The organism is Pantoea sp. 18059 (assembly GCF_902706165.1).
Taxonomy (GTDB): Bacteria; Pseudomonadota; Gammaproteobacteria; order Enterobacterales; family Enterobacteriaceae; genus Pantoea; species Pantoea agglomerans.
Window position 1 is genome coordinate 135777 of sequence record NZ_CACSJS010000005.1, and the last position, 15408, is coordinate 151184.

At 56.5% G+C, this 15408-nt stretch carries 12 protein-coding genes; 5 read left to right on the forward strand and 7 right to left on the reverse strand.

Going from position 1 to position 15408, the window contains the following annotated elements; all coding sequences use genetic code 11:
* Position 1: 1 nt before the first annotated feature.
* Positions 2-370: an ArsC family reductase gene (locus GVJ63_RS14720; RefSeq protein ID WP_033788105.1), complete on the reverse strand. Its 369-nt coding sequence runs from the start codon at positions 368-370 to the stop codon at positions 2-4.
* A 284-nt stretch (positions 371-654) separates the two neighbouring features.
* On the opposite strand from GVJ63_RS14720, the gene GVJ63_RS14725 reads away from it, so the two are divergent.
* The gene (locus tag GVJ63_RS14725; RefSeq protein WP_010259981.1) at positions 655-846 is read left to right on the forward strand and encodes a hypothetical protein; all 192 of its coding nucleotides are present in this window, start codon (positions 655-657) and stop codon (positions 844-846) included.
* A 105-nt stretch (positions 847-951) separates the two neighbouring features.
* Here the strand turns inward: GVJ63_RS14725 and acrD are convergent, their stop codons facing one another.
* From acrD to narQ, 3 genes are all read right to left on the reverse strand, one after another.
* On the reverse strand, positions 952-4068 hold the full coding sequence (gene acrD / locus GVJ63_RS14730) for a multidrug efflux RND transporter permease AcrD (RefSeq protein ID WP_010259979.1): 3117 nt from the start codon (positions 4066-4068) through the stop codon (positions 952-954).
* 167 nt (positions 4069-4235) lie between these two features.
* Complete coding sequence (locus GVJ63_RS14735; RefSeq protein ID WP_033758590.1) at positions 4236-4865, reverse strand: response regulator; 630 nt, start codon at positions 4863-4865, stop codon at positions 4236-4238.
* A gap of 137 nt (positions 4866-5002) precedes the next feature.
* Positions 5003-6691, reverse strand: a complete 1689-nt coding sequence (narQ, locus tag GVJ63_RS14740; protein WP_029519734.1) for a nitrate/nitrite two-component system sensor histidine kinase NarQ — start codon at positions 6689-6691, stop codon at positions 5003-5005.
* Between the two features lie 254 nt (positions 6692-6945).
* Between narQ and GVJ63_RS14745 the strand changes: the two genes are divergently transcribed.
* The 4 genes from GVJ63_RS14745 (at position 6946) to GVJ63_RS14760 (ending at position 10977) form a co-directional block, all read left to right on the forward strand.
* Positions 6946-7218, forward strand: a complete 273-nt coding sequence (locus tag GVJ63_RS14745; protein WP_010671356.1) for a DUF1471 domain-containing protein — start codon at positions 6946-6948, stop codon at positions 7216-7218.
* A gap of 278 nt (positions 7219-7496) precedes the next feature.
* On the forward strand, positions 7497-8993 hold the full coding sequence (gene ansP, locus GVJ63_RS14750; protein ID WP_010671357.1) for an L-asparagine permease: 1497 nt from the start codon (positions 7497-7499) through the stop codon (positions 8991-8993).
* A gap of 142 nt (positions 8994-9135) precedes the next feature.
* Positions 9136-9714 carry a GDP-mannose pyrophosphatase NudK gene (gene nudK / locus GVJ63_RS14755; RefSeq protein WP_159227062.1) on the forward strand — a complete coding sequence of 193 codons (579 nt, stop codon included), beginning with the start codon at positions 9136-9138 and terminating at the stop codon, positions 9712-9714.
* Between the two features lie 189 nt (positions 9715-9903).
* On the forward strand, positions 9904-10977 hold the full coding sequence (locus GVJ63_RS14760) for a DUF1176 domain-containing protein (RefSeq protein ID WP_010259965.1): 1074 nt from the start codon (positions 9904-9906) through the stop codon (positions 10975-10977).
* Here GVJ63_RS14760 and ampH read toward each other — a convergent pair.
* From ampH to tal, 3 genes are all read right to left on the reverse strand, one after another.
* A complete protein-coding gene (gene ampH / locus GVJ63_RS14765) occupies positions 10974-12137 on the reverse strand; it encodes a D-alanyl-D-alanine-carboxypeptidase/endopeptidase AmpH (RefSeq protein ID WP_010259962.1) in 1164 nt (387 codons plus the stop codon). The two genes, GVJ63_RS14760 and ampH, sit on opposite strands and share 4 nt — an antisense overlap.
* A gap of 256 nt (positions 12138-12393) precedes the next feature.
* Entirely contained in the window at positions 12394-14394 is a 2001-nt protein-coding gene (gene tkt, locus GVJ63_RS14770) for a transketolase (protein WP_159227063.1), read from the reverse strand.
* A 57-nt stretch (positions 14395-14451) separates the two neighbouring features.
* The gene (tal, locus tag GVJ63_RS14775; RefSeq protein ID WP_010259954.1) at positions 14452-15402 is read right to left on the reverse strand and encodes a transaldolase; all 951 of its coding nucleotides are present in this window, start codon (positions 15400-15402) and stop codon (positions 14452-14454) included.
* Positions 15403-15408 lie beyond the last annotated feature (6 nt).

Here is a 15408-nt window from a genome sequence, read left to right on the forward strand (position 1 = left end):
ATTATGACTTCTCCTGGATAGCATTCTGATAGGTGGCTTCGCTGAAACCGGCGAGCAGGGCGCCATCCGGGGCGCGCAACAGCGGACGCTTAATCATGGCGGGATGCGCCAGCATCAGCGCTTTGGCGCTGCTGGCATCGGTAACCGCGTCGCGATCACTCTCAGGCAATTTACGCCAGGTGGTGCCCCGGGTGTTAAGCAGAGCCTGATAACCCAGTGCATCGATAAACTCCTGCAGCAGGGCATCGTTCAGGCCATCCGCACGGTAGTCGTGGAAGTGATAGTCAACGCCTGCGTCTGTTAAAAAGCGCCGGGCTTTTTTTATGGTGTCGCAATTTTTAATCCCGAACATCACCCACTGCGTGCTCATTGCCCGATCCTTATTGTCCTGTGAGAAGTGAAAGCTGAAAAAAGCAGCCAAAGTGCGAGTTTACCATAGTGTGATCCGTTGCGGCATCTGCACAGGCGCGGGAATCGGGCCACAGAGCACGGCAGCAAGGTCATCGTCCGGCATCGGGTAAACGCTATCAATTTCGCAGCTAACCATTACCCTGCTTATCAATAAGAGCTTAGGAATTTCGCCATGTTGATAAAATAGTCTACCGCTGGGTTTAAAATAAATTATTTTCAACGGGGTTAAGGAGTTGCTGAAGTGTGCGTCAGCTTGCAAAACCAGCAACATTCATGTTTTTATGGCGTATGCCGATAGATATAACAGGTGTAAACGTATTCACCTGTATAAAAAAAGAGCGTAACATTGCCAGCACAATAAGAGAGGGCATTATGATTGACACCGAAATGGGAACCTGGAAAGAATTTATCGAAGCGATGTTACGCAACAAGTAACGCGCGAAGAAAAAAGCAGGTTAATCCCGCTTGCTGGAATTCTTACCACACACAGAAATAAGGCGGCCACTGATATCAGTGACCGCTTTTTATTTGCGCCTCTACTTAGTCGAGCGGCTTCTCTTTGAGCGGGAAGCGGCGGCGTACCAGCACAAAGAACAGCGGCACAAAAAAGATCGCCAGCAGTGTGGCAGAGATCATTCCGCCCATCACACCGGTTCCCACGGCATGCTGGCTGCCGGAGCCCGCTCCGCTGCTGATCGCCATGGGCAGTACACCAAAGATAAAGGCCAGTGAGGTCATCAGAATCGGCCGCAGGCGCTGACGCGATGCCTCCAGCGTAGATTCCACCAGCTCGCGTCCACGGCTGTTGATCTCATTAGCAAATTCTACAATCAGGATGGCGTTTTTGGCGGATAGCCCCACTACTGTCAGCAGGCCAACCTGGAAATAGACGTCATTTTCCAGCCCACGCATCCAGGTGGCGATTAGCGCGCCGACCACGCCCAGCGGCACCACCAGCATCACCGAGAACGGGATCGACCAGCTTTCATACAGCGCGGCCAGGCAGAGAAAGACCACCAGCAGCGAAATCGCATAAAGTGCCGGCGCCTGCGAACCGGAGAGCCGCTCCTGATAAGAGGCACCGGTCCACTGGAACCCGACGCCCAGGGGCAGGGCATTAACCAGTTTTTCCATCTCATCCATCGCCGTGCCGCTGCTGACGCCACTGGCCGCTTCGCCGACAATCTCCAGCGACGAATAGCCGTTGTAGCGTTCAAGACGTGGGGAACCGGTCTCCCAGCGGCTGGTGGCAAACGCGGAGAAGGGCACCATTTTGCCGCTGCTGTTGCGCACGTACCATTTATTGATGTCGTCTGGCAGCATGCGGAATTCAGCGGCAGCCTGCACATAGACCTTCTTCACCCGGCCACGATCCAGGAAGTCATTCACGTAGCTGGAGCCCCACGCGGTGGTCAGGGTGTCGTTGATGGTATCCAGCGACACGCCCAGCGCCTGCGCTTTACGTGCATCAACATCGATCTGCAGCTGCGGGCTGTCATCCAGTCCATTGTGTCGTACCCGCGACAGCGCGTTGTCATTGCCCGCCATCTCCAGCAGTTTGTCACGCATCGCCATCAGTTGGGTATGACCGACGCCCGCGTGATCCTGCAGTTGCAGGTCAAAGCCGGAGCTGCTGCCCATGCCGGTGATGGCTGGCGGGCTGCTGGCAATCACCCGACCCTCTTTGATCTTCTGGAATGCCTTCGTCGCGCGCTCGATAATCGCGAACGAGGTGCGATCGGCACCGGGCCGCGCTTCCCAGTCTTTGAGCCGCACAAACAGACGCGCCACGTTTTGTCCATTGCCGCCCGGACCTGCGCCGATGGTGGAGAAGACCGACAGCACATTGGCTTTCTCCTCGGTGAGATAATAGTTTTCAACTTTGGCGACGACGCTGGCAGTTTGCTCAAGCGTCGCGCCTGCCGGAAGCTGAACCTGCGTCAGGAATACGCCGCGATCTTCCAGCGGCAGAAACGACGTCGGCAGACGCAGAAACAGAAAGGCCATCAGGCCGATGATGCCGAGATAGAGCAGCAACCAGCGACCGCCCTTACGCAGGATACCCGCGACCCCGCGCTCGTAGCGGTCAGCATTGCGATTAAAGTGACGATTGAACCAGCCGAAGAAGCCGCGACGCTCAGGCTGCTCGCCCTGCGCCACGGGTTTGAGCAGCGTGGCACAGAGCGCCGGTGTCAGGATCATCGCCACCAGCACCGACAGCACCATCGCCGACACAATGGTAATTGAGAACTGACGGTAGATGGCGCCGACGGTGCCGCCGAAAAACGCCATCGGCACAAACACCGCAGAGAGCACCAGCGCGATGCCCACCAGCGCGCCCTGAATCTGGCCCATCGATTTTCGGGTGGCGGCACGCGGCGAGAGTCCCTCTTCATGCATGATACGTTCAACGTTTTCCACCACCACGATGGCATCATCCACCAGCAGCCCGATTGCCAGCACCATGGCAAACATGGTCAGGGTATTGATGCTGAACCCGCAGGCATAGAGCACGCTGAAGGTGCCGAACAGCACCACCGGCACTGCAATAGTAGGAATTAAGGTGGCGCGGAAGTTCTGCATAAACAGGTACATCACGCCAAATACCAGCACAATCGCCTCCAGCAACGTCTTCACCACATCGGTGATTGACGCTTTAACGAAAGGGGAGGTTTCATAGGCGATTTTTGCTTCCAGACCGTGCGGGAAGTAGTGGGATAGCTCCTCAATGCGCGCCCGCACCAGCTTATCGGTGTTCATCTCGTTGGCACCGGATGCCAGCTTCACCCCCAGGCCTGACGCGGGCTGGCCGTTGTAACGACTCAGATAATCATACTTCTCAGCGCCCAGCGCCACGCTGGCGACATCGCCCAGCGTCACCACCGAACCATCGGGATTGTTCTTCAGGGTAATCGCCCGGAACTGCTCAGGGGTCTGCAGCATCGACTGGGCGTTGACCGTGGCGTTAAGCGCCTGTTTCTCTACCGACGGCAGGCCACCCACCTGACCCACGGCAACCTGGGTGTTCTGCGACTGGATCGCACTGACCACATCTTCCGTGGTCAGCGAATAGGCGATCAGTTTATTGGGATCGAGCCAGATACGCATCGCATATTGCGAGCCGTAAGCGTCAACCTGGCCGACGCCATCAATACGGCTTAGCGGATCCTGAATATTACTGGCGACATAGTCTGAAATATCCTGCTTATCCATGCTGCCGTCGGTTGAAACGAATGCCACCATCAGAATATTACTGTCACCGGTTTTATTGACGGTCACACCCTGCGACTGCACCGCCTGTGGCAATTTGCGCAGTGCGGATTGCAGCTGATTCTGTACCTGCTGACGGGCTTCATCGGGATTGGTCCCGGCGGTAAAGGTGAGGGTGATCTGTGCCTGGCCGGTGTTGCTGCTGTTAGAGGACATGTACATCAGATTATCGATGCCGGTCATGTTCTGCTCGATCACCTGGGTAACGGTGTTTTCCAGCGTCTGGGCGGATGCGCCCGGATAGTTAGCGGTGATGCGCACGTTGGGCGGTGCCAGATCGGGGTACTGTTCAATAGGCAGCGAAATAATCGAAAGCGTGCCACACAGGCACAGCAGAATCGCCAGAACCCAGGCAAAGATAGGGCGGTCGATAAAGAAATTCGACATTAAATCGACACTCCTCACTACTTTTATCGTTGGTCAGGCCCACCAGCAACGGGCGCTCTGGCAGGAAACTCGGCGGGTCTTTGCCATGATTCTCCGCCGCCGTTTACTCTACGTGCGGCAGCGGGGGAAATCGTGGAGAAATTGAGGAGAAAATGTAAATTCGTTGGCTATTTGCGGCTTTCAAGCCACATCACCGTGGCGGCGACGCGTGAGCGGACATCCAGTTTCCGCAGCAGGTTACGAATATGCACTTTTACCGTCTCTTCAGAGATATGCAGAATAGCGGCAACCTCTTTATTCGACAGGCCACGCGCCACCTCCTGCAGCACATCCCGTTCGCGCTCGGTGAGCTGACGCAGAGGATCGGCACTGTGCTGGCGATTAGCCAGATAGCGGGTGACGCCCTCGCTGAAGACCTTTTCGCCCCGTGATGCCTGCAGGATATGCCCCAGCAGGACCTCCGGCTCGCTGTCCTTGAGCAGATAGCCGTCAGCACCGGCATCCACCATGGCAAAAATATCGCTGCGGGCGTCAGAGACGGTCAGCACCAGAATGCGCGAACTGATCCCTTCATGGCGTAGCGCCTTCAGCGTATCCAGTCCGGACATGCCTTTCATATTCAGGTCGAGCAGAATGATGTCCGGTTCCTGATGGCGGGCTTCCGCCAGCGCTTCAGTGCCGTTGCTGGCTTCGGCGATCACCTCCAGCCGGGGATCCAGCGCCAGCAGCTGACGGACACCGCGGCGCATCAGCGGGTGGTCATCCACAATCATCAATGTTAATGCGGGCTGTTGCATATTTTCTCCGTTGCATTGGTTTCAGACTGCGGCAGATCAGACGGTATTGTTCAGGGACAACACCCTGTTCTGTATCGAATAGCCCGCGGTCGCAAACCGATAGATTATTTTAATGAATTAAGATTAGGTCTGGCCTGCTATTCCAGCGGGCGCGCCGGTTGCGGTGGAAAGCGCAACTCCACCCTGGTACCCCGTGGCTGTGCGTGGAGGGTCAGATGGCCGCTCAGGCGCTGAGCGCGCTCCGCCATAATAGTCAGGCCGTAATGGCCCGGCGGTTCGTCAGTGCTGTTCATCCCCACGCCATCATCCGTAATTGTCAGTAAGTGCTCACCTTTTTCACTGTGCTGATAATCCACCCGAATAACCTGCGCACTGGCGTGACGAATCGCATTCAGCAGCGCCTCACGGACGATCTGCAACACATGCACCTGCTGTTGTGCTTCCAGACTCTGCAGGCCGGTCTGATAGTTAAAGTGTATCTCTGCACTGCTCTTCTCCTGCAGCGAGGCGATCATCGCCTGCATGGCCGCCACCAGATCCGCCTGCTCAATGGTCAGACGGAAAGTGGTCAGCAGCTCACGCAGCTGACGATAGGCCTCGGCCAGCGCCTGATCGAAGTCCGCGATAATGGTATGGGCGGCGCTATCGTCTTTATCAACGGCGCGGCGCAGCAGGGTCAGCTGAATGCGTAAAAACGAGAGCGACTGCGCCAGCGAGTCATGTAATTCCCGGGCAATGGTCGTGCGCTCTTCAATCAGCAGCATCTGCTGATACTGCTGCTGTGCCTGCCAGATCCAGATAGCCCGTCCCAGCATCGCCGCCAGGCTGCGCATCAGTTCATCCGGAGGTGAGGCACCAGCTGTCTGCCAGCGCAGCTCGCCAATCTGCTGCTCGTCCTGCTGTAACGGCAGACGTTGCCACTGACCGGCTGCCTGATCATCACCGGCACGAAACTGAAACTGGTCGCTGTCGAGCCGGATCGCCGTCAGTTTCTCGCGCGTCAGTACATTGGTTAACACGGCTTCAAACAGTGCCGGATGCAGCGGGCTGGCGGTCAGCATTTGTGAGCTGTCATAGAGTAGCGACAGCGTGCGATTCGCCTGGGTTAAATCTTCTGTTTTGGCGCGCACCGTGCTTTCCAGCAGCTGGTAGTGCGAATGCAGCCGTGCCGCCATGCCGCTGAAGGCATGCGACAGCACCCGCAGTTCATTCTGCTGCTCAACGTGCAGCGGCGGAAAAGCAAAGTTGCCGCTCTCTACGTAGCGACTGGCGGTGACCAGCGCATTAAGCGGGCGCACCACCTGCAGTCGGGTAAAGCGAATCGTCATCAGTGCCAGCGCCACAATCGCAATGACCCCCACCAGGCTGCTGGCGGCCACCAGATGCATTTTCAACTCGGTATAGCGTTGCAGACCCAGTACAAAGCGATCGATTTCACCGACGTAGATCGGCACCTGCTGCTGATAAGCCACGGTATCGCCCTGTTGCAACTGTTGCTGCAGCGAGGGCCAGGCGGCACGTAGCCGTTGATAGCGAACACTTACTTCACGGGGTACCCAGGGCCGATCAAGTTTCTGCAGCACCGGGGCATCCAGCGTTTGCTGATAGCGCGCCAGATGATGAGCCAGATTTTGCGGCTGCCGGCTGGCATCCCAGGCCATGCGATAGCTCTGCATGCGCAGTGAACCCGCCAGATTGATCGCCTCCGCGTCGCGCTGGCTGCTCAGGAGCGTGACTAATGCCAGACCGGTGGTGAGCAGCGACAGCAGGACAATGGCGCTGAGCGCCTGAGCGATGCTTTGAGTTACGGAACGTTTAACAATCACATGAATGGCCCTGTTGAAAGTGCGGGAATTATAAGAGCGCATTAACGTAACGCAAATGATCCATTCCCTGTTTATCGCACAGGACGTTACACATCGCACATAAAATGACCGCAACTGACAGTTCCCAGGACGTGCTGCTGTTCAACGCTTAAAAAAGGAACAGGTTTACATCGTCCCGATGTTGCTTTTCATTGCAGCGCTAATAATTCATCCAGTCATCAACTCAACCCCGATCACAGATTAAGGAGCATCCAATGAAAAAGCTGAATGCTGTCCTGGCGGGCGCATTACTGGCTACCGCCTCATTTGCCACTTTCGCCGCCGCGCCGGTCGATCAGTCGCAGGCGCAGAGTATGCAGAGCATCGGTAGCGTTTCGGTCTCCGGCGTTCGCGGCTCGCTGGACGATGCGAATCGCCAGCTGTCGCAAAAAGCGGAAGAGATGGGCGCCAGCCATTACCGCGTTATCGGTGTCGATAACCCAGGCGATTCCAGCCTGTGGAGCGGCACCGCAGAGATTTATCGCTAACCCAACCCTCCTGTTTCCATCCCTGTAGCTTTTACCGGCCTGAAAATGGCCGGTTTTTTTGTTTTTGTGCATCAGGATGGATTCTTACAAATCAGCCTGTGCATCTGCCCGGTATATTTTGCTTCGTTCTTGCAGAACGGGTAGGATTCATCGCCGTAAATTCCCGCGCTGTCTGGCACTCACTCACAGGCAAACGCACAGAGGAAAATACCCCATTTCACAGGGCATTACGCCTGAAATGGGGGCGACGACTGATAGTCAGGACAAACAGGAATGCTATGAAATCTAAAAACAAAACCCCAGGCGAGATGCGCGCTGCGAAACGACGCTGGCTCAACTCTCATGACGCCGGCTACCAGAAGGCGATGGGTAACCGTCACGTACAGATGATTGCGATCGGCGGTGCCATCGGTACCGGTTTGTTCCTGGGCGCAGGTGGCCGTTTGCAGGCTGCTGGCCCCGCCTTAGCCATCATCTATCTGGTGTGTGGCATCTTCTCCTTCTTTATTCTGCGTGCGCTGGGCGAACTGGTGTTACACCGTCCCAGCAGCGGCAGCTTCGTCTCCTACGCCCGTGAATTTCTGGGTGAGAAAGCCTCCTACGTGGCGGGCTGGATGTACTTCGTCAACTGGGCAATGACCGGCATCGTCGATATCACCGCCGTCGCGCTCTACATGCACTACTGGGGCGCGTTTGGTGATGTGCCACAGTGGGTGTTCGCCCTGGGCGCGCTGGCGATTGTCGGCACCATGAACATGATCGGCGTAAAGTGGTTTGCCGAGATGGAGTTCTGGTTTGCGCTGGTGAAAGTGCTGGCGATTGTGATCTTCCTGGTGGTGGGCGTGGTGTTCCTTGGCACCGGCAAACCGCTGGATGGCAACAGCACCGGCTTCCATCTGATCACCGATAACGGTGGCATGTTCCCACACGGCTTACTGCCTGCGCTGGTGCTGATTCAGGGTGTGGTGTTCGCCTTTGCCTCTATCGAACTGGTAGGTACGGCGGCGGGGGAATGTAAAGACCCGAAAACCATGCTGCCGAAAGCGATCAACAGCGTGATCTGGCGTATCGGCCTGTTCTACGTCGGCTCTGTGGTCCTGCTGGTGCTGCTGCTGCCGTGGAACGCCTATCAGGCGGGTCAGAGTCCGTTTGTTACCTTCTTCTCGAAGCTGGGCGTGCCTTACGTTGGCAGCATCATGAATATCGTGGTGCTGAGTGCGGCGCTCTCCAGCCTGAACTCGGGCCTCTACTCAACCGGGCGTATTCTGCGCTCCATGTCGATGGGTGGCTCTGCACCGAAATTCATGTCTAAGATGAACGGTCAGCAGGTGCCTTATGCCGGTATTCTGGTGACCATCGCCGTCTATGTGATTGGTGTGGTGCTTAACTACTATGTGCCTTCTCAGGTGTTTGAGATCGTCCTGAACATCGCCTCGCTGGGGATTATCTCCTCCTGGGCCTTTATCGTGGTTTGTCAGCTGCGTCTGCGCAAAGCGATTAAAGAGGGCAAGGCGGATGATGTCAGCTTCAAGCTGCCAGGCGCGCCGTTTACCTCATGGCTGACGCTGCTGTTCCTGTTCAGCGTGCTGGTGCTGATGGCGTTTGACTACCCGAACGGGACTTACACCATCGCCTCCATTCCGCTGATCGCGGTATTGCTGGTGCTGGGATGGTTTGGCGTGCGTAAGCGTGTTCACGCCATAGCTGAGACCGAACAGGATCATCACGAAGAGGAGCCTCAGCCGACCCGACTGGCTGACGACACCTCGCGCTGATAAGCGCTGCAGCAATCAGGCCAGCCTTCGGGCTGGCTTTTTTTTGGCGTAAACCGCCTCATTCACCGCGAGAATTAGGATAGTTTTCCCGCAAGCTTGCCCCTATGATGAAAGGCTCCCTTTATGCGGTAGCGGAGTCCTCATGTCGTTTAAGATCAACATCATCAAAGATAAGCTCCTGTCCGAAAACTGGTTTGTGCTGCGTAACTACACCTATGAGATCACCGATCGTCGTGGCGAGGTTATCCGCCATAAACGTGAAGTCTACGATCGCGGAAACGGGGCGACCATCCTGCTCTATAACCGTGAAAAGAACAGCGTGGTCCTGACGCGCCAGTTCCGTATCGCCACTTACGTCAACGGTAACGAGGGCGGCATGTTAATTGAAGCCTGTGCCGGCTTGCTGGACGACGACTCTCCGGAAGATTGCATTCGCAAAGAGGCGATTGAAGAGACCGGTTATGCGGTGGGCGAGGTGGAGAAACTTTATGCCTGCTATATGTCGCCGGGCGGCGTCACTGAATTGATCCACTTTTTCGCAGCGGAATATAATGAATCGCTGCGCGACAATGCGGGCGGCGGCGTTGAAGATGAGTCGATCGACGTGCTGGAAGTGCCTTTCCCTGATGCACTGGCAATGGTCGCCGATGGCCGCATTCGCGACGGCAAAACCGTCATGCTGTTGCAGCATGCGCAGATTGCTGGCTGGCTGATACCATAAAAAATCATGCAGTTAGCCTGTTGCAGCGTGACGGCGTTGAGCGTGGAAAGTGAAGCATAATCCACTTTTTATGCACGCTTTTTAAGCAGTTAACTGCGCTTTTTGCACAGGTTCACAGAATGGGAACCCTGGCAGGCCCGTTGATGCGCTATCCTCTCCACTCTGGGTATTCGGGGATCGATTTTCTTAATGTCGTATTGGATGAAATCGCTGTGGCTGTTGCCGTCTCTGTGGGTTGCCTGTGTTCAGGCGGAACCGTTGCAAAAGTCATTCAACGACTGGCAAATCACCTGCAACAATGAAGCCTTTTGCGTGGCGCGCAATATTCCGGGCGACAAAGGGTTAGTGATGACGATTTCGCGGCATGCGGGCGTCAACGATCGCCCCTTGCTGCGAATCGACTACGGCAGTGCCTACAGTGGCGCGCTGCCTGGCGGTTCGCTTCAGGATAACCTGCTACTGGATCAGCGCCGTCTGAAACCCGACCTCAAACACTGGACGGTTGAACCGCACCATCTTGCCACCAGCAATGCCATCGCAATTGATGAGTTTCTTGATCTGGTGATGGAGGCGAAAACCCTTCAGCTCACTTTCGATCCCAATGCGCTGATCTCCCTGCGCGGTATGAAGGCCGCACTGTTGCTGATGGATGACACCCAGGGGCGGGTCAACAGCATGAGCGCATGGGTCAAACGTGGCGATCGCGCCAGCTGGGATGTTCCACCACCGCCTGCGCTGCCGCCATTGCCGCCTGCTGTCGAGCCACCCGCGGCATTGACGCGCGATGAGACCAGCGGATTAATTGATTACGGCACCTGGCGGGTCAATACCGACTCCTGCTCACTCGATCCACTGCGCCGTGAAGTCAGCGTGGCGCCACTCACCGATCAGCGCGCGCTGCTGCTGGTGAGTTGTGAAATGGGGGCTTATAACGTGATCGATCTGGCGTTTGAAGTGACGCGCAGCCAGCCGTATGTCGCGCGCGGCATCACCTTAACTCTGCCGTTTACCCCACCAGGTGCCAGTGACCGACAGCTTGAGCTGATTAACGCCGAATATGATGCGGCCAGCGGCCAGCTCTACACCTTTGGTAAAGGACGTGGGTTGGGTGACTGCGGCAGTGCCACTCGCTGGCAGTTTGATGGCACGCGTTTTGTGTTAGCGGAGTATGCGGAGGAGTCGACCTGTGACGCCTGGCACAGCAGTGATGACTGGCCAACCCTGTGGGTCAGCCAGTCTGACGGTGGCGTACAGCAGCGTTAACGAATCGCCTGCACCATCATCGGTGAGCCAAGCTGATTGCCGACCAGTTCGGCCAGCATATTATTCACGCCGTCGCTCATTGGCGTAAAGCGGGTCAGCGGCGAGCGGGTCACCACCACAAATACCCCCACGTTATGCTGCGGCACCATCGCCATATAGGTGATGAAACCGCCGCCGCCGCCGGTTTTCTGAATAATGCCAGGGCGACCATTTTTCGGCCCCATAAAGACCCAGCCCATCCCCAGCGCATCCGCTTTACCCGGCACATCCATGCCTTCTACTTTGCTCAGCTGATCGCGACGATAGATCAGCGTCTGCAGTCGATCGATCTGCGGCGTGCGGTGGTTAACCGAAGAGTTAAGGAACTGCTGCATCCAGCGGCCCATATCATCCGGCGTGGAGTAAACGCCGCCGCTGCCAATCGCCGCCAGGGTGTTATTGCACGGACTGGCCCCTTTTTCCGCCACCATCAGGCGTCCGCACTGCTCTGGCGAAGGCGTAAACGTCGTGTCCTTCATGCCGAGCGGGCGGGTAATCAGCTGCTGAAACAGCGCCGGATAGGGTTTGCCGGTGGCGCGCGACAGTGCATCACCCAGCAGATCGTAGCCCAGGTTAGAGTAGGCGGCACTGCTGCCTGGCGCCGCTTTGAGGTTAGCGCGCGACAGCCACGCCCAGCGTTCACCACGGGTCGGCCAGACAAATACCGGACGCTGCGCTTTGCCGCCTGGCTGTTCGCGCGGCAGTCCGCTGGTGTGGGTCGAGAGATTGATCAGGCGAATGGGCTGACCATTGTAGGTGGGCACGCGTGAACCCGGCGGCGCATATTTACTCAGGGGATCGTCAAGGCGGATCTGTCCGCGCTCAGCCAGCTTCACCATCACTTCACTGGTCATCAGCTTACTCAGCGAGGCGATGCGAATCAGCGAATCTTTCTGCGGACGGACATTGTTGCCGGGACGGGTTTCACCAAAGCTGGCGAACACCCGCTGATTGCCATCAATCGCCACCAGTGCCATGCCGGTTGCACCGCTGCCGTAAAAGATATGTTCCGCATAGCGATCAACAATCTGAGAGGCCAGCAGCGGATCGGGCGCGACCTGCGCCATGCTTTTTAATGGAAGCAGTGAAACCATCAGGGCCAGTAAATAGGGTGTGCGCATGTTCAACGGAAGTGGCTTCGCTATAAAATCGGAGGAAATCTGCCTTCACTCATCGGGATGCATCAGGACAGAACCGCGTTATCCCGGCAGAACGACAGCGGGAACAGACGGACAGCCAGCGCACAGGCAGCATTAAGTATGACGGCTCTATAGTAATGAGTTTGCGCAGGGCGGGAAGAGGGGAATAGAGTTTTTTTTATGTATCAGGCTATAAGTGGAAATGGCCCTTCCCGGTGAGCCGGGAAGGGCATAAGCATTAAACTGGCTTGAGTAATGCTTCAGCGTGGCTGACGATATTCTCAACCGTGAAGCCAAACTCCGGGAACAGCTGACTGGCCGGGGCGGATTCACCAAAGGTGGTCATACCGACAATCGCACCGTCCAGACCGACATACTTGAACCAGTAGTCAGCAATACCCGCTTCTACCGCCACACGCGCTTTCACGCCGCTTGGCAGTACGGATTCGCGGTAAGCGGCATCCTGCGCATCAAACAGGTCAGTAGAAGGCAGTGAAACCACCCGCACCTTGTGACCGCCTGAAGTGAGCTTATCCGCTGCACCCAGGGTGATCTCAATCTCTGAACCGGTCGCGATCAGAATCACTTCTGGTGTGCCGTCGCAATCCTTCAGCACGTAGCCGCCGCGTTTGATGTTTTCGATCTGCTCCGGGGTACGTTCCGGCTGCAGCAGATTCTGACGCGAAAGGATCAGCGCAGTCGGGCCGTGATGACGTTCGACGGCGGCTTTCCACGCTACGGCCGTTTCGACCTGATCGCACGGACGCCATACGCTCATATTTGGCGTCAGACGCAGGCTGGCGATCTGCTCTACCGGCTGGTGCGTCGGGCCATCTTCGCCCAGACCGATGGAGTCATGGGTGTAGACCAGAATCTGTCGTGCCTTCATCAGCGCAGCCATACGCGCGGCGTTACGCGCATATTCGACAAACATCAGGAAGGTTGCGGTGTAGGGAACGAAACCGCCATGGTGCGCGACACCGTTACCAATCGCCGTCATACCAAATTCACGCACGCCGTAGTGAATATAGTTACCGGCCGGATCCTCTTTGATCGATTTAGAACCAGACCAGATGGTGAGGTTACTCGGTGCCAGGTCAGCAGAACCGCCGAGGAACTCCGGCAGCATTTTGCCGTAGGCTTCCAGCGAGTTTTGTGACGCTTTACGGCTGGCGATTTTCTGCGGGTTAGCCTGCAACTCCTGAATGAACCGGGTCGCTTCGGTTTCCCAGTTGGCGGGCATTTCGCCATTCATCCGGCGCTCATACTCTTTCGCTAGCTCTGGATGGGCTTCTTTGTAAGCCGCAAATTTTGCATCCCAGGCTTTTTCACGTTCAGCACCCGCCGCTTTGGCATCCCACTGCTGGTAGATTTCAGCCGGGATCTCAAACGCCGGATAGTTCCAGCCGAGCTGTTTGCGGGTCAGGGCAACTTCTGCCTCACCCAGCGCCGCGCCGTGCGACTCCTCTTTACCGGCTTTGTTCGGCGAACCGAAACCGATAATGGTGCGGCAGATAATCAGTGAAGGCTTATCGGTGACGCTCTGCGCTTCTTTGATCGCCTCACGAATGGCATCAGCGTCATGGCCGTCGATATCGCCAATCACATGCCAGTTGTAGGACTCAAAACGTTTATGGGTGTCGTCAGTAAACCAGCCTTCGGTCTCGCCATCGATCGAGATACCGTTATGGTCATAGAAGCCGATCAGTTTGCCGAGACCCAGGGTCCCCGCCAGTGAACAGACTTCATGCGAGATGCCTTCCATCAGACAGCCATCGCCCATAAACACATAGGTGTGGTGATCGACAATCTCATGATCCGGACGGTTAAACTGCGCGGCCAGCGTGCGTTCTGCAATGGCTAAGCCCACGGCGTTAGCCAGTCCCTGACCCAGCGGGCCGGTGGTAGTTTCAACGCCTGGGGTGTAGCCGATTTCCGGGTGGCCTGGCGTTTTAGAGTGCAGCTGACGGAAATTTTTCAATTCTTCAATCGGCAGGTCATAACCGCTCAGGTGCAGCAGGCTATAGAGCAGCATCGAGCCGTGGCCGTTGGAGAGGATAAAGCGGTCGCGATCAAGCCAGGCGGGATTGGTCGGATTATGCTGGAGGAAGTCGCGCCACAACACTTCGGCGATATCGGCCATTCCCATTGGCGCACCGGGGTGGCCTGAATTTGCCTTCTGTACCGCATCCATGCTCAGTGCACGAATCGCGTTTGCCAACTCTCTGCGTGAGGACATAAAGTTCTCCCTTGTTATGCATCAGGGCGGGAAAGTCCCGCCCGACTAAAATAAAGACTACAGGCGTGCGGCGAGCACATCTTCCAGCTTCTGCTGGTCAACCGCGAACTGGCGGATGCCGTCAGAGAGTTTTTCAACTGCCATTGGATCCTGGTTATGTTCCCAACGGAACTCCGCCTCGGAGAGCGGCGACGGCTGGTGGAAACCTTCAGTTGAAGGCTCCAGTTTGCGCTCAAGCGGCGCATCACTGTTCTGCAACTCTTCCAGCAGGTTAGGTGACAGGGTCAGGCGGTCACAGCCTGCCAGTGCGATAATCTGCTCCACTTTACGGAAGCTGGCGCCCATGATGATGGTGCTGTAACGGTGCTTTTTGTAGTAATCGTAGATGCGACGCACGGATTTTACGCCCGGATCTTCATCCGCCACGTAGGGGTCCATGGGTTTGCGCGAGTTATACCAGTCGTAGATGCGGCCAACGAACGGGGAGATCAGGAACACGCCCGCTTCGGCACAGGCACGCGCCTGAGCAAAGGAGAAGAGCAGTGTCAGGTTGCACTGGATGCCGTTTTTCTCCAGCTCTTCCGCTGCGCGGATGCCTTCCCAGGTTGAGGCCAGCTTAATCAGTACGCGTGAGCGATCGATACCGTGCTCTTCATACATCCGAATCAGTTTTTCTGCTTTGGTCACACACATGCCACGATCGAAGGAGAGGCGCGCATCCACTTCGGTCGAAACACGGCCCGGTATGCTTTTCAGGATTTCCATACCAAGGTTGATCGCCACTTTGTCGCTGGCGTTGATAATCTGCGTCTCTTTGCTGCCGCCCTGTTTTTTGGCGTACTCAATCGCGTCATCCATCAGGTGCTTATACCCTTCGAGACCGGACGCTTTCAGAATGAGTGAGGGATTAGTGGTGGCGTCTTCCGGATGGTAATTACGAATCGATTCGATATCACCACTGTCCGCCACCACGGTGGTGAACTGTTTTAGGGCTTCTAGCTGGTTCATCTCTAA

What these genes read in the sequence shown, in the direction of transcription:
- GVJ63_RS14735 (WP_033758590.1), bottom strand. Translation starts at nt 4,865, where the DNA reads ATGCAACAGCCCGCATTAACATTGATGATTGTGGATGACCACCCGCTG.
- ansP (WP_010671357.1), top strand. Translation starts at nt 7,497, where the DNA reads ATGAAATCTAAAAACAAAACCCCAGGCGAGATGCGCGCTGCGAAACGA.
- GVJ63_RS14720 (WP_033788105.1), bottom strand. Translation starts at nt 370, where the DNA reads ATGAGCACGCAGTGGGTGATGTTCGGGATTAAAAATTGCGACACCATA.
- GVJ63_RS14760 (WP_010259965.1), top strand. Translation starts at nt 9,904, where the DNA reads ATGTCGTATTGGATGAAATCGCTGTGGCTGTTGCCGTCTCTGTGGGTT.
- tkt (WP_159227063.1), bottom strand. Translation starts at nt 14,394, where the DNA reads ATGTCCTCACGCAGAGAGTTGGCAAACGCGATTCGTGCACTGAGCATG.
- nudK (WP_159227062.1), top strand. Translation starts at nt 9,136, where the DNA reads ATGTCGTTTAAGATCAACATCATCAAAGATAAGCTCCTGTCCGAAAAC.
- GVJ63_RS14745 (WP_010671356.1), top strand. Translation starts at nt 6,946, where the DNA reads ATGAAAAAGCTGAATGCTGTCCTGGCGGGCGCATTACTGGCTACCGCC.
- tal (WP_010259954.1), bottom strand. Translation starts at nt 15,402, where the DNA reads ATGAACCAGCTAGAAGCCCTAAAACAGTTCACCACCGTGGTGGCGGAC.
- acrD (WP_010259979.1), bottom strand. Translation starts at nt 4,068, where the DNA reads ATGTCGAATTTCTTTATCGACCGCCCTATCTTTGCCTGGGTTCTGGCG.
- ampH (WP_010259962.1), bottom strand. Translation starts at nt 12,137, where the DNA reads ATGCGCACACCCTATTTACTGGCCCTGATGGTTTCACTGCTTCCATTA.